This window comes from Pseudomonas sp. GW821-FHT01E10 (genome assembly GCF_059422365.1).
This window is the reverse complement of record NZ_JBWKWT010000003.1, coordinates 193,873-209,787: the sequence shown is the minus strand read 5'-3', so window position 1 is coordinate 209,787 and position 15,915 is coordinate 193,873. Positions and strand designations below refer to the sequence as shown.

General features: G+C 60.3%; 13 protein-coding genes. 4 read left to right on the top strand and 9 right to left on the bottom strand.

Annotation, left to right across the window (positions count from 1 at the left end; all coding sequences use genetic code 11):
• Nucleotides 1-83 precede the first annotated feature (83 nt).
• The 4 genes from guaA to AC07V0_RS07440 all read right to left on the bottom strand — a co-directional run bounded on the left by guaA (nt 84) and on the right by AC07V0_RS07440 (nt 4,774).
• Nucleotides 84-1,661, bottom strand: a complete 1,578-nt coding sequence (gene guaA / locus AC07V0_RS07455) for a glutamine-hydrolyzing GMP synthase (RefSeq protein ID WP_018927049.1) — start codon at nt 1,659-1,661, stop codon at nt 84-86.
• A gap of 99 nt (nt 1,662-1,760) precedes the next feature.
• A complete protein-coding gene (guaB, locus tag AC07V0_RS07450) occupies nt 1,761-3,230 on the bottom strand; it encodes an IMP dehydrogenase (protein ID WP_018927050.1) in 1,470 nt (489 codons plus the stop codon).
• Between the two features lie 141 nt (nt 3,231-3,371).
• The gene (locus AC07V0_RS07445) at nt 3,372-3,920 is read right to left on the bottom strand and encodes a hypothetical protein (protein WP_018927051.1); all 549 of its coding nucleotides are present in this window, start codon (nt 3,918-3,920) and stop codon (nt 3,372-3,374) included.
• A gap of 86 nt (nt 3,921-4,006) precedes the next feature.
• Nucleotides 4,007-4,774, bottom strand: coding sequence for a sulfite exporter TauE/SafE family protein (locus tag AC07V0_RS07440; protein WP_086944748.1), 768 nt, complete (start codon nt 4,772-4,774; stop codon nt 4,007-4,009).
• A 100-nt stretch (nt 4,775-4,874) separates the two neighbouring features.
• Between AC07V0_RS07440 and AC07V0_RS07435 the strand changes: the two genes are divergently transcribed.
• The 4 genes from AC07V0_RS07435 (at nt 4,875) to leuA (ending at nt 10,182) form a co-directional block, all read left to right on the top strand.
• The gene (locus tag AC07V0_RS07435; RefSeq protein ID WP_086944747.1) at nt 4,875-5,771 is read left to right on the top strand and encodes a LysR family transcriptional regulator; all 897 of its coding nucleotides are present in this window, start codon (nt 4,875-4,877) and stop codon (nt 5,769-5,771) included.
• Between the two features lie 97 nt (nt 5,772-5,868).
• Nucleotides 5,869-7,248 (top strand): exodeoxyribonuclease VII large subunit, encoded by a 1,380-nt coding sequence (xseA, locus tag AC07V0_RS07430; RefSeq protein WP_018927054.1) that lies wholly within the window; start codon nt 5,869-5,871, stop codon nt 7,246-7,248.
• Nucleotides 7,249-7,251: 3 nt separating this feature from the next.
• The gene (locus AC07V0_RS07425) at nt 7,252-8,073 is read left to right on the top strand and encodes a peptidoglycan DD-metalloendopeptidase family protein (protein ID WP_064620122.1); all 822 of its coding nucleotides are present in this window, start codon (nt 7,252-7,254) and stop codon (nt 8,071-8,073) included.
• A 429-nt stretch (nt 8,074-8,502) separates the two neighbouring features.
• Complete coding sequence (leuA, locus tag AC07V0_RS07420; protein WP_018927056.1) at nt 8,503-10,182, top strand: 2-isopropylmalate synthase; 1,680 nt, start codon at nt 8,503-8,505, stop codon at nt 10,180-10,182.
• A 68-nt stretch (nt 10,183-10,250) separates the two neighbouring features.
• On the opposite strand, the gene AC07V0_RS07415 is transcribed toward leuA, so the two are convergent.
• From AC07V0_RS07415 to AC07V0_RS07395, 5 genes are all read right to left on the bottom strand, one after another.
• Nucleotides 10,251-11,042 (bottom strand): amidohydrolase, encoded by a 792-nt coding sequence (locus AC07V0_RS07415; RefSeq protein ID WP_086944863.1) that lies wholly within the window; start codon nt 11,040-11,042, stop codon nt 10,251-10,253.
• Nucleotides 11,030-12,178, bottom strand: coding sequence for a pyridoxal phosphate-dependent aminotransferase (locus tag AC07V0_RS07410; RefSeq protein ID WP_086944746.1), 1,149 nt, complete (start codon nt 12,176-12,178; stop codon nt 11,030-11,032). Before AC07V0_RS07410 ends, AC07V0_RS07415 begins: the two co-directional genes overlap by 13 nt.
• A gap of 303 nt (nt 12,179-12,481) precedes the next feature.
• Nucleotides 12,482-13,954 (bottom strand): ribosome biogenesis GTPase Der, encoded by a 1,473-nt coding sequence (gene der / locus AC07V0_RS07405; RefSeq protein ID WP_018927059.1) that lies wholly within the window; start codon nt 13,952-13,954, stop codon nt 12,482-12,484.
• A gap of 135 nt (nt 13,955-14,089) precedes the next feature.
• Nucleotides 14,090-15,241, bottom strand: coding sequence for an outer membrane protein assembly factor BamB (bamB, locus tag AC07V0_RS07400; protein ID WP_064620135.1), 1,152 nt, complete (start codon nt 15,239-15,241; stop codon nt 14,090-14,092).
• The gene (locus AC07V0_RS07395; RefSeq protein WP_018927061.1) at nt 15,234-15,875 is read right to left on the bottom strand and encodes a tetratricopeptide repeat protein; all 642 of its coding nucleotides are present in this window, start codon (nt 15,873-15,875) and stop codon (nt 15,234-15,236) included. The genes bamB and AC07V0_RS07395 overlap by 8 nt, the downstream gene beginning before the upstream one ends.
• Between the last annotated feature and the right edge of the window lie 40 nt (nt 15,876-15,915).

The window sequence follows — 15,915 nt, the reverse complement described above, 5'->3', positions numbered from 1 at the left end:
ACCGCACCGTGAAACGCGAAAGGCCCCGTGAACTCACATTCACGGGGCCTTTCGGTTGTTACCGACGATCAGTCAGAGCGGGATCACTCCCACTCAATCGTCGCTGGCGGCTTGCTCGACACGTCATAGGTGACGCGGGAGATGCCTTCGATTTCATTGATGATACGACCGCTGACGGTTTCCAGCAGTTCGTAAGGCAGGTGTGCCCAACGCGCGGTCATGAAGTCGATGGTTTCCACGGCACGCAGGGCAACGACCCAGGCGTAACGACGGCCATCGCCGACAACGCCAACCGATTTCACCGGCTGGAACACTACGAACGCCTGGCTGACCTTGTGGTACCAGTCGGCCTTGCGCAGTTCTTCGATGAAGATGTGGTCGGCACGACGCAGCAGGTCGGCGTATTCCTTCTTCACTTCACCGAGGATCCGCACGCCCAGGCCCGGACCCGGGAACGGGTGACGGTAGACCATGTCGTACGGCAGGCCGAGTTCCAGGCCCAGACGACGGACTTCGTCCTTGAACAGCTCGCGCAGCGGTTCAACCAGCTTGAGGTTCATTTCTTCCGGCAGGCCACCCACGTTGTGGTGCGACTTGATCACGTGCGCCTTGCCGCTTTTCGCGCCAGCCGACTCGATCACGTCCGGGTAGATGGTGCCCTGGGCCAGGTACTTGATGTTGTCCAGCTTGCAGGATTCGGCATCGAACACATCGATGAAGGTACGGCCGATGATCTTGCGCTTCTTCTCTGGATCGGACTCGCCAGCCAAGTTGTTGAGGAACTGGTCCTCGGCGTTGGCGCGGATCACTTTGACGCCCATGTTCTCGGCGAACATGGCCATCACTTGCTCGCCTTCGTGCAGACGCAGCAGGCCGTTGTCGACGAACACGCAGGTCAGCTGATCGCCAATGGCCTTGTGCAGCAGCGCGGCAACCACCGAGGAGTCCACGCCGCCGGACAGGCCGAGCAGTACGTTGTCGGTGCCAACCTGGGCACGGACCTGGGCGATGGCATCTTCGGCAATCTTCGACGGCGTCCACAGGGCTTCACAGCCACAGATGTCGAGGATGAAGCGCGACAGGATGCGACCGCCCTGCTTGGTGTGGGTCACTTCCGGGTGGAACTGCACGCCGTAGTAGGCACGGTCATCGTTGAACATACCGGCAATCGGGCAGCTCGGGGTGCTGGCCAGGATGTGGAAGTCTTCCGGCATCTTGGTGACCTTGTCACCGTGGCTCATCCATACGTCGAGGCCGAACAGGCCATCGGCGTCGATATGGTCTTCGATGCCGTCGAGCAGGCGGCTCTTGCCGACCACGTCGACACGGGCGTAACCGAACTCACGCAGGTCGGAACCTTCAACCTTGCCGCCCAGTTGCTCGGCCATGGTCTGCATGCCATAGCAGATACCGAAGACTGGCACGCCCAGGTCAAACACCGCTTGCGGGCAGCGAGGGCTGTCGGCTTCGTGCACGGACTCGGGGCCGCCGGCGAGGATCACACCTTTTGGAGCGAATTCGCGAATGGCTTCCTCGTCCATGTCGAACGGATGCAGTTCGCAGTAAACGCCGATTTCACGCACGCGGCGGGCGATCAGTTGGGTGTACTGGGAACCGAAGTCGAGGATCAGGATGCGGTGAGCGTGAATGTCGAGGGCCATGATTCAGTCTCGTCTAAGTAATTCAGAAACAGTCGTGATTCAGAAACAACTCGGGGCTGAATAGAACAGCCCCGGTTGCTTAACGATTTGCTTGAAGCCTCAACCTACGCGGTAGTTTGGCGCTTCTTTGGTGATCTGTACGTCGTGGACGTGGGACTCGGCCATGCCAGCACCGGTGATCCGCACGAACTCAGGCTTGGTGCGCATTTCTTCGATGTCGGCGCTGCCGGTGTAACCCATCGAGGAACGCAGGCCGCCCATCAGTTGATGGATGATGGCGCTCAGGGTGCCCTTGTAAGGAACACGCCCTTCGATACCTTCCGGAACCAGCTTCTCGGCACCCGCGGAGGAGTCCTGGAAGTAACGGTCGGAGGAACCTTGAGCCTGGGACATGGCGCCCAGCGAACCCATGCCGCGATAAGCCTTGTACGAACGGCCCTGGAACAGTTCGATCTCGCCTGGCGCTTCTTCAGTACCGGCGAACATCGAGCCCATCATCACGCAGGAGGCGCCCGCCACGATGGCCTTGGACAGGTCACCGGAGAAACGGATGCCGCCGTCGGCGATCAACGGAACACCGGTGCCTTCAAGGGCAGCGGCGACGTTGGCGATGGCACTGATTTGCGGGACGCCGACACCGGCGACGATACGGGTGGTGCAGATCGAGCCTGGGCCGATACCGACCTTGACTGCGTCAGCGCCGGCTTCGGCCAGGGCCTTGGCGGCAGCGCCGGTGGCGATGTTGCCGCCGATGACCTGCACTTCAGGGAAGTTCTGCTTGACCCAGCGAACGCGGTCGATCACACCTTTGGAGTGACCGTGGGCAGTGTCGACCACCACCACGTCAACACCGGCATGGACCAGGGCAGCTACACGGTCACCGGTGTCTTTACCGGTACCGACTGCAGCGCCAACGCGCAGACGACCTTGATCGTCCTTGCTGGCCAGCGGATAAGCCTTGGCTTTTTCGATGTCGTTGACGGTCATCATGCCTTTGAGGGCAAATTTGTCGTCGACGATCAGCACGCGCTCGATGCGGTGCTTGTGCAGCAATTCACGCACATCGTTCTTGTTGGCGCCTTCCTTGACCGTGACCAGACGCTCTTTAGGCGTCATCACTTCACGGACACTGACGTCCATGCGGTTTTCGAAACGCACGTCACGGGAAGTGACGATGCCGACCAGGTCGCCATCGTGCAGTACCGGAACGCCGGAGATGTTGTGCAGGCGGGTCAGTTCGAACAGTTCACGCACCGTGGCATCGGCCTCGATGGTGATCGGGTCCTTGACCACACCGGCTTCGTAACGCTTGACCTTGCGCACTTCGGCAGCTTGCTGCTCGATGGTCATGTTCTTGTGGATGATGCCGATGCCACCTTCCTGAGCCATGGCGATTGCCAGACGGGCTTCAGTAACGGTGTCCATAGCGGCGGAAACCAGTGGAATATTCAGCTCGATGCCACGGGTAAGGCGGGTCTTGAGACTGACTTCGTTAGGAAGCACCTCGGAATAACCGGGCACTAGGAGAATGTCGTCGAATGTCAGAGCTTCTTGGCTGATACGCAGCATCGCGGGGGCTCCCGAGCGGGAAAATGGAAGCGCGCCATTATAGTCAGACACCCCCTCGGGTTCAATGTAAAACTCTGTCTATTATTGGCATTACTGACATACGGAGAAACATTGTCCCCCATAGGGGACCAACGCCGGCATTTAGAGTTCGACTTTGACCCAACTCACGGGCTGATCCAGCCAATCGGCAAACTCATCGATAAAGTCCTGCTTGAACCCGGCCTCGAGCCAATTGTTGAAGATGAACCCCAGGTTGGAAAAGCCGCATTCCTGCAAAAACAGAAAGCCGTTGATGTCGTCTTCATGCCCGCATTCAGGGCAGGTGAAGTTATCGGTGCGCCCCGGCATCCAGTCTTCCAGGCTTTCGAACAGCGCTTCGCCGATCTCCTTGCGGCACTCGGCGCAGCCGGCTTCTTCGAGAAAACCCTTGGCCGGTGTATAGATGCAACGCTTGGTGATGATCTCCAGCCCATTGATCGGCTCGCCGAACGGCAGCGCTTCAGGGTGCAGGACCACGGCGCGGGCGCCGTCGGCGATGGCGTGGGCCATGTGATTGCCAGTGCGGCCACAGGTGGTCAGCTCTTCTTTTATGATGTTCTTGCGCACCAGCCACCGCACGACCGCCCGGGCCCGAGGTTCGTGTACCGGCAGTGTGGAGATTTTCGGGACAATGATGCTTTGCGAATTCATGGTGCAAGCCTACTGCGTCAAATGGATGTTGCTGCGGTGCGCCGATTGTCAGGGCGGCCGGCAGCTTAATCCCTGACGAAATCCGGTCAAGTACTCAAATAACGCCCAATCAAGGCAATCCCGCTGGCCAGCACCAGCCAGGTCACCAGCCGCACGAAAGCCTCGCGGGACAATTTCATGATCAATCGCCGACCGATCCACAGCCCCAGCGCCATCGCCGGCAACAAACACAGCGCCAATACCAACAAGGGTAGCTCGGCATACACACCGGCGACGGCAAACAGGCTCAAACGCACCACGGTGCTGCAACTGATCAACGCACTCTGGGTGGCCCGGGCCTCGTCCTTGGGCAACCGACTGTTCAAATAGATCGCATACAAAAAACCACCACTGCCAAACAGCGCCCCGAACATCCCGCCCACCGTGCCCATCGGCACCGCCCAACCCGCGGACAATTGCCTCGGACGGGTTTTAATCCACAAGCTGTAAATCGCATAGGCGCTGATAAACAACCCCATCAACAGCAGCAATACATCGGATTTCAGGTTCAGCAGAAAGATCACCCCCAACGTGCAACCCACCGCCATGCACGGCAGCAGTCGCAGCAATTCGGACCGCTCTACATCTCGGCGCGAGGGCAGCAGATTGCCGAACGCGGCGACGAAATCCAGCAGCACCAACAGCGGCACGATTTTCGACAGTGGCATGAACAGAATCAGAATCGGCCCCGCCACCAGCGCGGTGCCAAAACCGGCAATGCCGAACACGATGTAGGCCAGGGCAACACCCAATCCGATCACCAACCAATCCACCACACCCCACGGCCATTGGCTCAACAACTCCAGCACATTCATCGACACGGCTTCCTTTTATTCCTGTGATGACTTTAGCCAGCGCCGGGCGTTGCGACTAATATCTTCAAAATCGATCACCCATCTCAAAAAGGCATACCTGGTGCTTTCAACCCGCCAATTGCGTTACTTCGTGGAAATCGCCGAGAGCGGCAGCTTCAGCGCGGCGGCCGAACGACTGTTTATTGCTCAGTCAGCCTTGAGCCGACAGATCAAGGACATGGAAACCCGCCTGCAAACGCCGCTGTTCGAACGAACCGCCCGCCAGCCCCGCCTGACGGCAGCGGGTGAAGCCTTTTTGCCTCGGGCCAGAAACCTGCTGAACGAACTGACCAAGGCCAGCGAAATGGCCACTCAAGTGGGCACCGGTCAACTGGGCGTCTTGCGCCTGAGCCATTCCAGCACCGTGCCCATGAGTGGTCGACTGCTGCGCGGCATCAGCGTTTATCTGGATCTGCATGCCGGGGTGTCGATGGACATCGTCAAGCTGTCCTCGGAGGCACAACTGGAAGAATTGGCCGAAGGTCGCCTCGATGTGGGTCTGTTGCGCCTGCCGGTGCTGCGTCAGCGCGAAGGGGTGCAGATTGTTCCGCTGTACAGCGAGCGTCTGTTGCTGGCGGTGCCGCCGAATCATCGGCTGGCTGTGGATAAGTCCACGCACGGCATCGATCTGGCACAGTTGAAGGATGAAGCGTTTATTTCCATCCCTCATCCACAGCGCGGCGGTCTGAGCTATCTATCTGCCGAGTTGTGCATGCGCCAAGGGTTCTTTCCCCGGGCGGCTCGGGTGGTGTCACGCAAAACCACGCAACTGCAATTGATCCAGGCCGGGTTCGGCATCGCGCTGTTACCGGAATCGATGCAGGACATTGCGCCGCCGGATATCCATTTTCTCCCCTTGGCCGATCCGGATTGCCACAGCACCGTCGCCCTCGCCTGCCGGCAAGATCCCACCGCGCTGGTTCAGCAATTCGTTGAACACTTCACCCGGCTGCCGTAGCAAACCTGTGGGGAGCGACCTGTGGCGAGGGGGCTCCCACAGGGGATTTTCGCCGGATCATGGAGATTGATCGCCGAATGCCTTTAAACTGCGCCCCATGATTAAAGATCCCTTTGCAAGACTCGGCCTGGACCGGGAAGTCCTGACTGTCAGCCAGCTCAACGGCCGCGCGCGGGTGTTGCTCGAAGACGTTTTCAGCAACATCTGGGTCGAAGGCGAAATCTCCAACCTCGCCCGCCCGGCGTCCGGCCATGTGTATTTCACCCTCAAGGACAGCGGCGCCCAGGTGCGTTGCGCACTGTTCCGGCAGAACGCCGCGCGGGTTCGCCAGGCGCTGAAGGACGGCCTGGCGGTCAAGGTTCGTGGCAAGGTTTCGCTGTTTGAAGGCCGTGGTGACTACCAACTGATTCTCGACACCGTGGAGCCGGCTGGTGACGGCGCCCTGCGTCTGGCCTTCGATGCTTTGAAGGAAAAACTCAGCGCCGAAGGCCTGTTCAGTGCCGAGCGCAAAGTGCCGCTGCCGGCGCACCCGCAACGCATCGGCATCATCAGTTCACCCACCGGCGCGGTGATCCGCGACATCATCAGTGTGTTCCGCCGCCGTGCGCCGCAGGTGCAACTGACGCTGATCCCTACCGCCGTACAAGGTCGCGAAGCCACTGCGCAAATTGTCCGCGCGCTGAAACTGGCGGACGCCCGTGGTTTCGATGCGCTGATCCTGGCCCGTGGCGGCGGCTCGCTGGAAGACCTCTGGTGTTTCAACGAAGAAGCCGTGGCCCGCGCCGTGGACGCCTGTGTGACGCCAATCGTAAGCGCCGTCGGCCATGAAACCGACGTATCGATCAGTGACTTCGTCGCCGACGTTCGCGCGCCGACGCCGTCCGCCGCCGCCGAACTGCTGGCGCCTGACTCCAGCGATCTGGTGCGTCGGGTCGAAAGCCTGCACCGACGACTGGTGATGCGCATGCGTGACCGCTTGATGCGCGATCGGCTGCGTCTGGAAGGCATCTCTCGCCGCTTGCGCCATCCCGGCGAACGCCTGCGTCAGCAAGCGCAACGCCTGGATGATCTGGACATGCGCCTGCGCCGCGCTTTCGAACGTAGCCTCAACACCCGTCGCGAGCGCTTGATCCGCCTGGAAACCCGCCTCGCCGGGCAACATCCCGGGCGACAACTGGCGATGCTTCGCCAGCGCCTCGACAGCCTCGCCGAGCGCCTGCCCCGGGCCATGCGCGAAGGGCTTAAATCCCGTCGCCTGCAACTGCAAAGTCAGATGCAGACGCTGCATGTGGTCAGCCCGTTGGCGACCCTCGCTCGTGGCTACAGCATTCTGCTGGACGAGCGCGGCAACGCGATCCGCAGCGCCGCGCAAACCCACACCGGCCAGCGCCTGAAAGCCAAACTCGGCGATGGCGAACTGCAAGTGCGGGTCGAAGACAATCACCTGACGCCTGTCACCCTCTCTTTACTGGATTGATCCATGCCGCGCTTTTTTGCTCCATTGCTGTTGCTGTGCCTGACCTTCAACGCCCACGCCGACAGTTACATCACCCGCCTGTTGAACAAACCGGTGCCGGGCGGCGTGGCAGTGGTTGATCTGGGCAGCTCCGCCCAGGCGCCGAAAGCCAGTTATCAAGGCAAACCCGTATTGGTGGTCAAAGAGCAGAACAACTGGCTGGCCATCGTCGGCGTGCCGCTGACGGTCAAACCGGGCAGCCAGTCGCTGAGCAGCGGTGGTCGCAACCTGAGCTTCACCGTCGGCAACAAGAAATACCCGGAACAGCACATCACCCTGAAGAATACGCAGCAGGTCAATCCGAACCCGGCGAATCTCAAGCGCATCGAGGGCGAGTTGGCCGAGCAGATCCAGGCTTACCGCAGCTTCAGCCCGAATACCCCGAGCAACCTGTTGCTGGACAAACCAGTCGATGGGCCGCTGTCGAGCAAGTTCGGCGTGCGCCGCTTTTTCAATGGCGAAGAGCGCAATCCCCATGCGGGCCTCGACTTTGCCGTACCCGCTGGCACGCCGATCAAAACCCCGGCCGCCGGCAAGGTAATCCTGATCGGGAATTACTTCTTCAACGGCAATACGGTGTTCGTCGACCACGGCCAGGGCTTTATCAGCATGTTCTGCCACATGTCGAAGATCGACGTGAAAGTCGGCCAGCAACTGGCGCGTGGTGAGGTGGTCGGGAAAGTCGGCTCAACTGGCCGCGCGACCGGGCCGCATATGCACTGGAACGTCAGCTTGAACGATGCGCGGGTGGACCCGGCGATTTTCATTGGTGCGTTTCAGCCATAAGCAGTGGTTGAGACTGATGGCCTCTTCGCGGGCAGGCCCGCGAAGACGGCCTGAGCATCACCGAAACCCGCAGGCAAACCGAACACTCTCAACCCACTCAACCCCTCTTCTATCGATTGCGCATGGCTGAGACACTGCGCAAGCGACAAAACGATCCTGCTTCTTACGAGCAATAAAATCTCGCAAAAACCCGCTTTTCGAGTATTCCTCTCAAAGTTTTTCGACTGCTTGCCATCCTTTCCCCCCGCGGTTAGGGTTGAAGGCATGAAAACCTCTCACACCCTCATTCAGCTCCGCCAGCACCGCAGCCTGTGCCTCGTCAGTGCACGACTGCCAGGCTGAATCGCGGTGCCTCGTCTGATGCTTTACCAGAACATTTGATCCACCGGCAGGCCGCCTTTTTTCGGCCCACACAATAAGGATTTTCCAATGAGCATGCTCAAAGACCCGTCTTCGAAATACCGCGCGTTCCCGACCATCAACCTGCCGGATCGCACCTGGCCATCGAAGACCATCACTGCAGCGCCGATCTGGTGCAGCTCGGACCTTCGTGACGGCAACCAGTCGTTGATCGAGCCAATGGACGCGGTCAAGAAGCTGCGTTTCTGGAAGACCCTGGTGCAGGTCGGCGTGAAAGAAATCGAAGCCTCGTTCCCGGCTGCTTCGCAAACCGACTTCGACTTCGTGCGCACCCTGATCGAAGGCGGCCACATCCCGGACGACACCACCATTCAGGTGCTGACCCAGGGCCGTGAAGACTTGATCGCGCGCACCTTTGAATCCCTGCGCGGTGCCAAGAAGGCCATCGTTCACCTGTACAACGCGACCTCCCCTTCCTTCCGCCGCATTGTCTTCAACCAGGACAAGGACGGGATCAAGGCCATCGCCGTAAACGCCGCCAAGCTGTTCGTCAAATATGCCGCCCAGCAGCCGGACACCGAGTGGACCTTCGAATACTCGCCAGAAACCTTCAGCGCCACCGAACTGGAATTCGCCAAGGAAGTCTGCGACGCGGTGATCGAGGTGTGGAACCCGACGCCTGAGCACAAGGTGATCCTCAACCTGCCCGCCACCGTCGAATGCGCGACCCCGAACATCTATGCCGACCAGATCGAATGGTTCGGTCGTCACATCAACCGTCGTGACAGCGTGATCATCAGCCTGCACACCCACAACGACCGTGGCACCGGCGTGGCCGCCACCGAGCTGGGCCTGATGGCCGGCGCCGACCGTGTCGAAGGCTGCCTGTTCGGCAACGGCGAGCGTACCGGTAACGTCGATCTCGTCACCGTGGCATTGAACCTCTACACCCAGGGCGTCAACCCTGAGCTGGATTTCTCCGATATCGATGGCGTGCGCAAAGTCGTCGAAGAGTGCAACCAGATTGCGGTGCACCCACGTCACCCGTACGTCGGCGACCTGGTTCACACCGCGTTCTCCGGCTCGCACCAGGATGCAATCCGCAAGGGCTTCGCCCAGCAGCAACCGGACGCCCTGTGGGAAGTGCCGTACCTGCCGATCGACCCGGCCGACATCGGCCGCAGCTACGAGGCGGTGATTCGCGTCAACAGCCAGTCGGGCAAGGGCGGTATCGCTTACCTGCTGGAACAGGAATACGGCATCAGCTTGCCGCGCCGTATGCAAATCGAGTTCAGCCAGGTCGTGCAGCGTGAAACCGATCGCCTGGGCCTGGAGATGACCGCCCAGCAGATCCACGCGCTGCTGCACAGCGAGTACTTGCAGGCCAACACCCCGTACGCGCTGGTCAGCCATCGCCTGCAGGAAGAAAACGGACACAGCGCCGTGGAAGTCGAAGTTTCCAGCAAAGGTCAGGGCGAAACCAACCTGCACTGGCGCGGCAAGGGCAACGGTGCCCTGGAAGCACTGGTGGCCGGCCTGCCGATCCCGGTGGAAATCATGGACTACAACGAACACGCCATCGGCGCGGGCACCAATGCCAAGGCCGCGGCCTACATTGAATTGCGGGTGAATGGTGAGCGTGCGGTGCATGGCGTCGGCATCGACGAAAACATCACCACTGCCAGCTTCAAGGCCCTGTTCAGCGCACTGAACCGCTCCCTGAGCCAGCCGGAAGCGAAAGCGGCGTAAGCTTCGCTGCAAATGCAAAAGGCCCCGGGGTGAAAACCTCGGGGCCTTTTTTGTTGCTCAACGATCGGTCAGGTGAACTCGAAGGTATCCGCATCCAGATTCGCCGGGAACCGTGTGCGATATGCCGCCAGTTCTGCCGCGTCGAGCACGACCTTGAATACGCCATCGGCATCGCCTGCACCGAGCAACGTCTCGCCCTGAAAATCCAGGACCTGACTGTCACCGGTATACGCGAAGCCTTTGCCATCGGTACCGATACGGTTCACCGCCGCCACATAGCAGAGGTTTTCGATCGCCCGTGCCGGCAGCAATCGGTTCCAGTGCTGACGCCGTGCGCCCGGCCAGTTGGCGGTGTACAGCAGCAAGTCAGTGTCTTGCGGATCGCGACTCCAGACCGGGAAGCGCAGGTCGTAGCAAATCAGCGGCCGCACTCGCCAACCCTTCAATTCGAACTGCACCTGACGCTCGCCCGGGGTGTAGTGATTGTTCTCCCCGGCCATGCGGAACAGGTGACGCTTGTCGTAGTGCCACACCTCCCCGTCCGGCCGTGCCCACAACAGACGATTGCGATGGCTACCGTCAGCCGCCTGGACGATGATGCTGCCGGTCACCACCGCGCCCAGCTTCGCTGCCTGAGCCCGCATCCATTTACTGGTGGGGCCATTTTCCGGCTCGGCGAGGGTTTCCGATTCCATGGAGAAACCGGTGGTGAACATCTCCGGCAGGATGATCAGGTCCGCACCGCGAGCCTGTTCCAGCAACGGCTCGAAATGCTCCAGATTGGCCTGACGATCGTGCCAGGCCAGGGTGGTCTGGATCAGCGCAAGATTCAGATTGGGCAGAGTACTCAGATCAGGCATAGTTTTGCCGCTGCTTCACGCAGGGTCTCCTCGCGCTTGGCAAAGCACAGACGCACCAGGCGCTGGCCTTCAGGTGGAGTCTGGTAGAACACCGAGATCGGAATGCTCGCGACGCCATGCTCGCGGGTCATCCACAGCGCCATCTCTAAGTCATTGAGGTCCGGGCGAATCTGCGAGTAATCGACCAACTGGAAATAAGTACCGGCCACGCGGGTAAAACTGAAGCGCGACGGCGTCAGCAGATCGCAGAACAGATCGCGCTTGGCCTGATAGAAGCCCGGCAGCTCTTCGACGTGTTCCGGGTGCTCGGCCATGTAATCGGCCAACGCGTACTGCAACGGCGTCACGCCGCAGAAACTGACGTACTGGTGCACCTTGCGCAGCTCCGCGCTAAGGGCCGGCGGCGCCACGACATAACCGGTTTTCCAACCAGTGACGTGGTACGTCTTGCCGAACGAACTGACCACGAAAGCGCGCTGATACAGCTCTTCATGGGCCAATACGCTGGCGTGAGACACACCGTCGAACACCAGGTGTTCATAGACTTCGTCGCTGATCACATAGATGTCGCGGTCGCGGATCAACGCCGCCAGCTGATCCAGCTCGGCACGGCTGATCAGCGCACCGCTTGGGTTGTGCGGGGTATTGAGGATGATCATCCGCGTGCGCGGGCTCAGGGCTTCGGCGAGCTTCTGGAAGTCGATGGCGAAGTCCTTCAGGCCGAGTTGCACATGCACACAGCGACCACCGGCCAGCTCGACCGAGGGCTCGTAGCTGTCGTAGCACGGATCGAACACGATCACTTCATCGCCGCTGTGGATCACCGCCTGAATCGCGCAGAAGATCGCCTGGGTCGCGCCGGGGGTGACCGTCACTTCACTGTCGGCATCAACATGCGCGCCGTAACTGCGAGCGATCTTCGCCGCGATCTGCTGACGCAACGCCGGTAAGCCGGTCATCGGCGAATACTGGTTGTGGCCACTGGCGATATGCCGACCGACCGCATCGCGCAGGGCCTGCGGGCCGTCGAAATCGGGAAAACCCTGGGACAGGTTGATCGCCCCGGTTTGCGTCGCGAGCTGAGACATCTGCGTGAAGATAGTGATGCCGACATTCGGCAGCTTACTGGTGATCATCGGTGATTCCCTGGGCTACACCCGGCTCTAACGGCGGCACGGGAGAGCCCGAGGATAGCCCAAACGACGCCCACAAAAAAAGGGCGCCAACCGGCACCCTTCTTCTAATGTACACCGCATAACTTGTGGCGAGGGAGCTTGTCGGAACGCCGCACCGTCCCGCTCGGCTGCGCAGCAGTCGCAAATCAACCGATGCGTTCCAACTGAACGATCTCGGTTGCAGATACTGGGGCCGCTTCGCAGTCCAGCGGGAGCAAGCTCCCTCGCCACAACAAGCCCTCACAAAAAGAGTGAGGCCTTGAATCAGCGCTTGTCGCGGCGCTTCTTGTCAGCCTTCTTATGGTGCGACATCAAACGACGCTTCTTGTTGACCTGACGGTCGGTGAGCGAGTTCTTGTTGCCTTCGTACGGGTTCTCGCCGCCCTTGAACTCGATGCGGATCGGCGTACCGACCAGCTTGAGCACACGACGGTAAGTGTTTTCCAGGTAACGGACGTAAGACTTCGGCACCTTCTCGATCTGGTTACCGTGGATCACGATGATCGGCGGGTTCGCACCACCCAAGTGGGCATAACGCAGCTTGATCCGGCGGTTGTTGACCATCGGTGGCGCGTGCTCGCCGACCGCATCTTCCAGAATCTGGGTCAGGCGGTTGGTCGGCCAGCGGGTGACCGCGGACTTGAACGAGTTCTGTACCGACGCGTAGAGATTACCTACGCCAGTGCCGTGCAGGGCCGAGATGAAGTGGATGTCGGCGAAGTCGACGAAGAACAGTCGACGTTGCAGTTCGACCTTCACGAAGTCGCGCTCGCTCGGCGTCATCCCGTCCCACTTGTTGATCGCGATCACCAACGCACGACCGGCTTCAAGGGCAAAACCCAGCAGGTTGAGGTCGTGGTCCACCACGCCTTCGCGGGCGTCCATCACGAAGATCACCACGTTGGCGTCTTTGATCGCCTGCAGGGTTTTGACCACGGAGAACTTTTCGACTTCTTCGTGAATCTTGCCGCGCTTGCGCACACCCGCGGTGTCGATCAGCGTGTACTTCTCGTCGTTACGCTCAAACGGGATGTAAATACTGTCGCGGGTGGTACCAGGTTGGTCATACACGATCACCCGGTCTTCACCGAGCATGCGGTTGACCAGGGTCGACTTGCCGACGTTCGGACGGCCGATGATGGCGATCTTGATACCGTCTTTTTCGCTTGGGCCAGGAATGCGCTTGGCTTCCTCACCTTCGGCAACGATCTCTTCCTCTTCGCCTTCTTGCGGTTCTTCTTCGTCTTTCGGGAAGTCGCTCAGGGCGATTTCCAGCATCTGGGTGATGCCACGACCATGGGCACCGGCGATCGGGATCGCGTGGCCCATGCCCAACGGGGCGAATTCGGCGCGGGCCATTTCAGGGTCGATGTTGTCGACCTTGTTGGCGACCACGTAGGAACGCTTGTTACGCTTGCGCAAGTGCTCGGCGATCATCTGGTCGGCGGCGGTAAAACCGGCCTTGGCATCTACCAGGAACAGAACGACATCCGCTTCTTCAATGGCCAGCAGCGACTGCTCGGCCATTTTTTCGTCCATACCGTGCTCGTCACCGGAGATACCGCCAGTGTCGACCAGAATGTAGGAACGCCCTTGCCACTTGGCCTCACCGTATTGGCGATCACGGGTCAGACCGGACAAGTCGCCGACGATGGCGTCGCGAGTCCTGGTCAGGCGGTTGAACAAGGTGGACTTGCCGACGTTCGGTCGGCCCACCAGGGCGATTACGGGAACCATGCGGCTCTCCACTTCGTTATTTCAGAAAATACAAAAGCCGCTGCGAGGCAGCGGCTGGTGCTCGGGGCAGCGCTTGAAAGCGCTGCGAGCCTTGCAGAACAAGGCCGCTTGGGGGTTAAACCCCAAGCATAGTCTTTACTTGATGGTCAGGGCTTCCAGTTTGCCGCTGTTGCCATACACATAAATCGTGTCACCCACCACCAGCGGACGGGCACGCAGGCCGTCGCTGTCGATGCGCTCGCGGCCGACGAAACGACCGTCCACCTGACTCAGCAGGTGCAGGTAACCTTCCAGGTCACCGACTGCAACGTAGCTGGAGAACACTTCCGGAGCCGACAGTTGGCGGCGGGCCAGCGAATCGTTGCTCCACAATGCAGTGGTGGAACGCTCGTCGACGCCTTCAACAGTGCCCGAAGACAGGCTCACATAGACGCTGCCAAAACCCTGGGCGACGCCGGCATAGCTGGAAGCATCACGCTGCCAGAGCTGACGACCGCTTTCCAGATCCAGTGCCGCGACGCGACCCTGGTAGCTGGCGACATACAGCGTACCGCCGGACAGCAGCAAGCCACCGTCGATATCGACCACACGCTCCAGCTCCGAACGACCTTGTGGAATCGCTACACGCTGTTCCCAAACCGGCACGCCGTTGGACACATCAAGAGCAACCACTTTACCGGTCGACAAGCCAGCCACCGCGAGGCGGTTGGTGACGATCGGTGCGCTGGTGCCGCGCAGGGTCAGGACCGCTGGCGTGCTGTCATACAACCAGCGCTGGTTGCCGGTAGAGGCATCCAGACCGATCAGACGGTCATCCTGGGTCTGAACCACAACAACGTCACCGTTGGTGGCCGGTGGTGCGAGAACTTCGCTGGTCACGCGAGCGCGCCATTTCTCTTCACCGCTGCTGGCATCCAGGGCAACGATTTCACCCTTGAGCGTGCCGATCATGACCAGACCGTAACCCACGCCAACGGCGCCGGAGACAGGCAGTTTGAGATCTTTCTTCCACTTGACGTCGCCATTGCTGCGATCCATCGCCATCACCACACCGGTGACGTCGGCGGCATAGATCGTATCGCCATCGATCGCCGGAACCAGCATGTTGTAGGTTTCGCCCTGACCGTTACCGATCGAACGACTCCACTGCTTGTGCAGAACCACTTCTTCCTTGAAGTCGGTCAGCTCGGCCGGTGGCAACTCTTTTTTGCTGTTGCTGCTGCAACCCGCGGCCAGAATGGCCAGAGCCAGCAATGCTGCATGTTTCCAACGGATCACGTCACGCATCCCCTTTGGCCAGGTCGTCCAGCTTGATTTGTAGGCCACCGACCGCCGCTTCATCCGACAGTGCCGCCTTGGCTTTTTGATACGCAGCGTTCGCTTCGTCGGTACGACCCAGTTGCACCAGCAGGTCGCCCTTGAGTTCTTCGCGAGTGGCCAGGAAGGCCTTGTCGGCATCGCCTTCGAGCAGTTTCAGGGCTTCATCGACCTTGTTCTGCGCGGCCAGCACCTGCGCCAGGCGCTGACGGGCGATTTCACCCAGAGCCGGGTTGGCCGGCTTGTCGACAATGGCTTTCAGCTCGCTGGCAGCGTCGTCCAGCTTGCCGCTGTCGACCGCGACTTTCGCCACGAACAGGCTGCCGTATTGCGCGTAGGCAGTGCCGCCGAACTCGCTGTTGAGCTTGCCGGCCAGATCCGAAACACGTGCAGCATCAGGCTTGCCGTCAGGCGTCAGCGTGGTTTCCAGCAACTGCTGGTAGAGAATCGAGGCGCCTTGCGACTGATTGCTCTGATACTTCTGAAAGGCCTGCCAGCCGAACACGATGACCAGCGCCAACAGGCCGCCAGTAACCAGGGGCTTGCCGTTGCGTGTCCACCACTCCTTCAACTCCGCCACATGTTCGTCTTCGGTACTCGACACCCCAATACTCCTTAATCGCTAAATCGGCTGTTTGACAGCT

Excerpts from the sequence above, each read along its gene's own strand:
- AC07V0_RS07440 (WP_086944748.1), bottom strand. The coding sequence starts at position 4,774 with ATGAATGTGCTGGAGTTGTTGAGCCAATGGCCGTGGGGTGTGGTGGAT.
- xseA (WP_018927054.1), top strand. The coding sequence starts at position 5,869 with ATGATTAAAGATCCCTTTGCAAGACTCGGCCTGGACCGGGAAGTCCTG.
- guaA (WP_018927049.1), bottom strand. The coding sequence starts at position 1,661 with ATGGCCCTCGACATTCACGCTCACCGCATCCTGATCCTCGACTTCGGT.
- bamB (WP_064620135.1), bottom strand. The coding sequence starts at position 15,241 with ATGCGTGACGTGATCCGTTGGAAACATGCAGCATTGCTGGCTCTGGCC.
- guaB (WP_018927050.1), bottom strand. The coding sequence starts at position 3,230 with ATGCTGCGTATCAGCCAAGAAGCTCTGACATTCGACGACATTCTCCTA.
- AC07V0_RS07410 (WP_086944746.1), bottom strand. The coding sequence starts at position 12,178 with ATGATCACCAGTAAGCTGCCGAATGTCGGCATCACTATCTTCACGCAG.
- AC07V0_RS07445 (WP_018927051.1), bottom strand. The coding sequence starts at position 3,920 with ATGAATTCGCAAAGCATCATTGTCCCGAAAATCTCCACACTGCCGGTA.
- leuA (WP_018927056.1), top strand. The coding sequence starts at position 8,503 with ATGAGCATGCTCAAAGACCCGTCTTCGAAATACCGCGCGTTCCCGACC.
- AC07V0_RS07415 (WP_086944863.1), bottom strand. The coding sequence starts at position 11,042 with ATGCCTGATCTGAGTACTCTGCCCAATCTGAATCTTGCGCTGATCCAG.
- AC07V0_RS07425 (WP_064620122.1), top strand. The coding sequence starts at position 7,252 with ATGCCGCGCTTTTTTGCTCCATTGCTGTTGCTGTGCCTGACCTTCAAC.
- der (WP_018927059.1), bottom strand. The coding sequence starts at position 13,954 with ATGGTTCCCGTAATCGCCCTGGTGGGCCGACCGAACGTCGGCAAGTCC.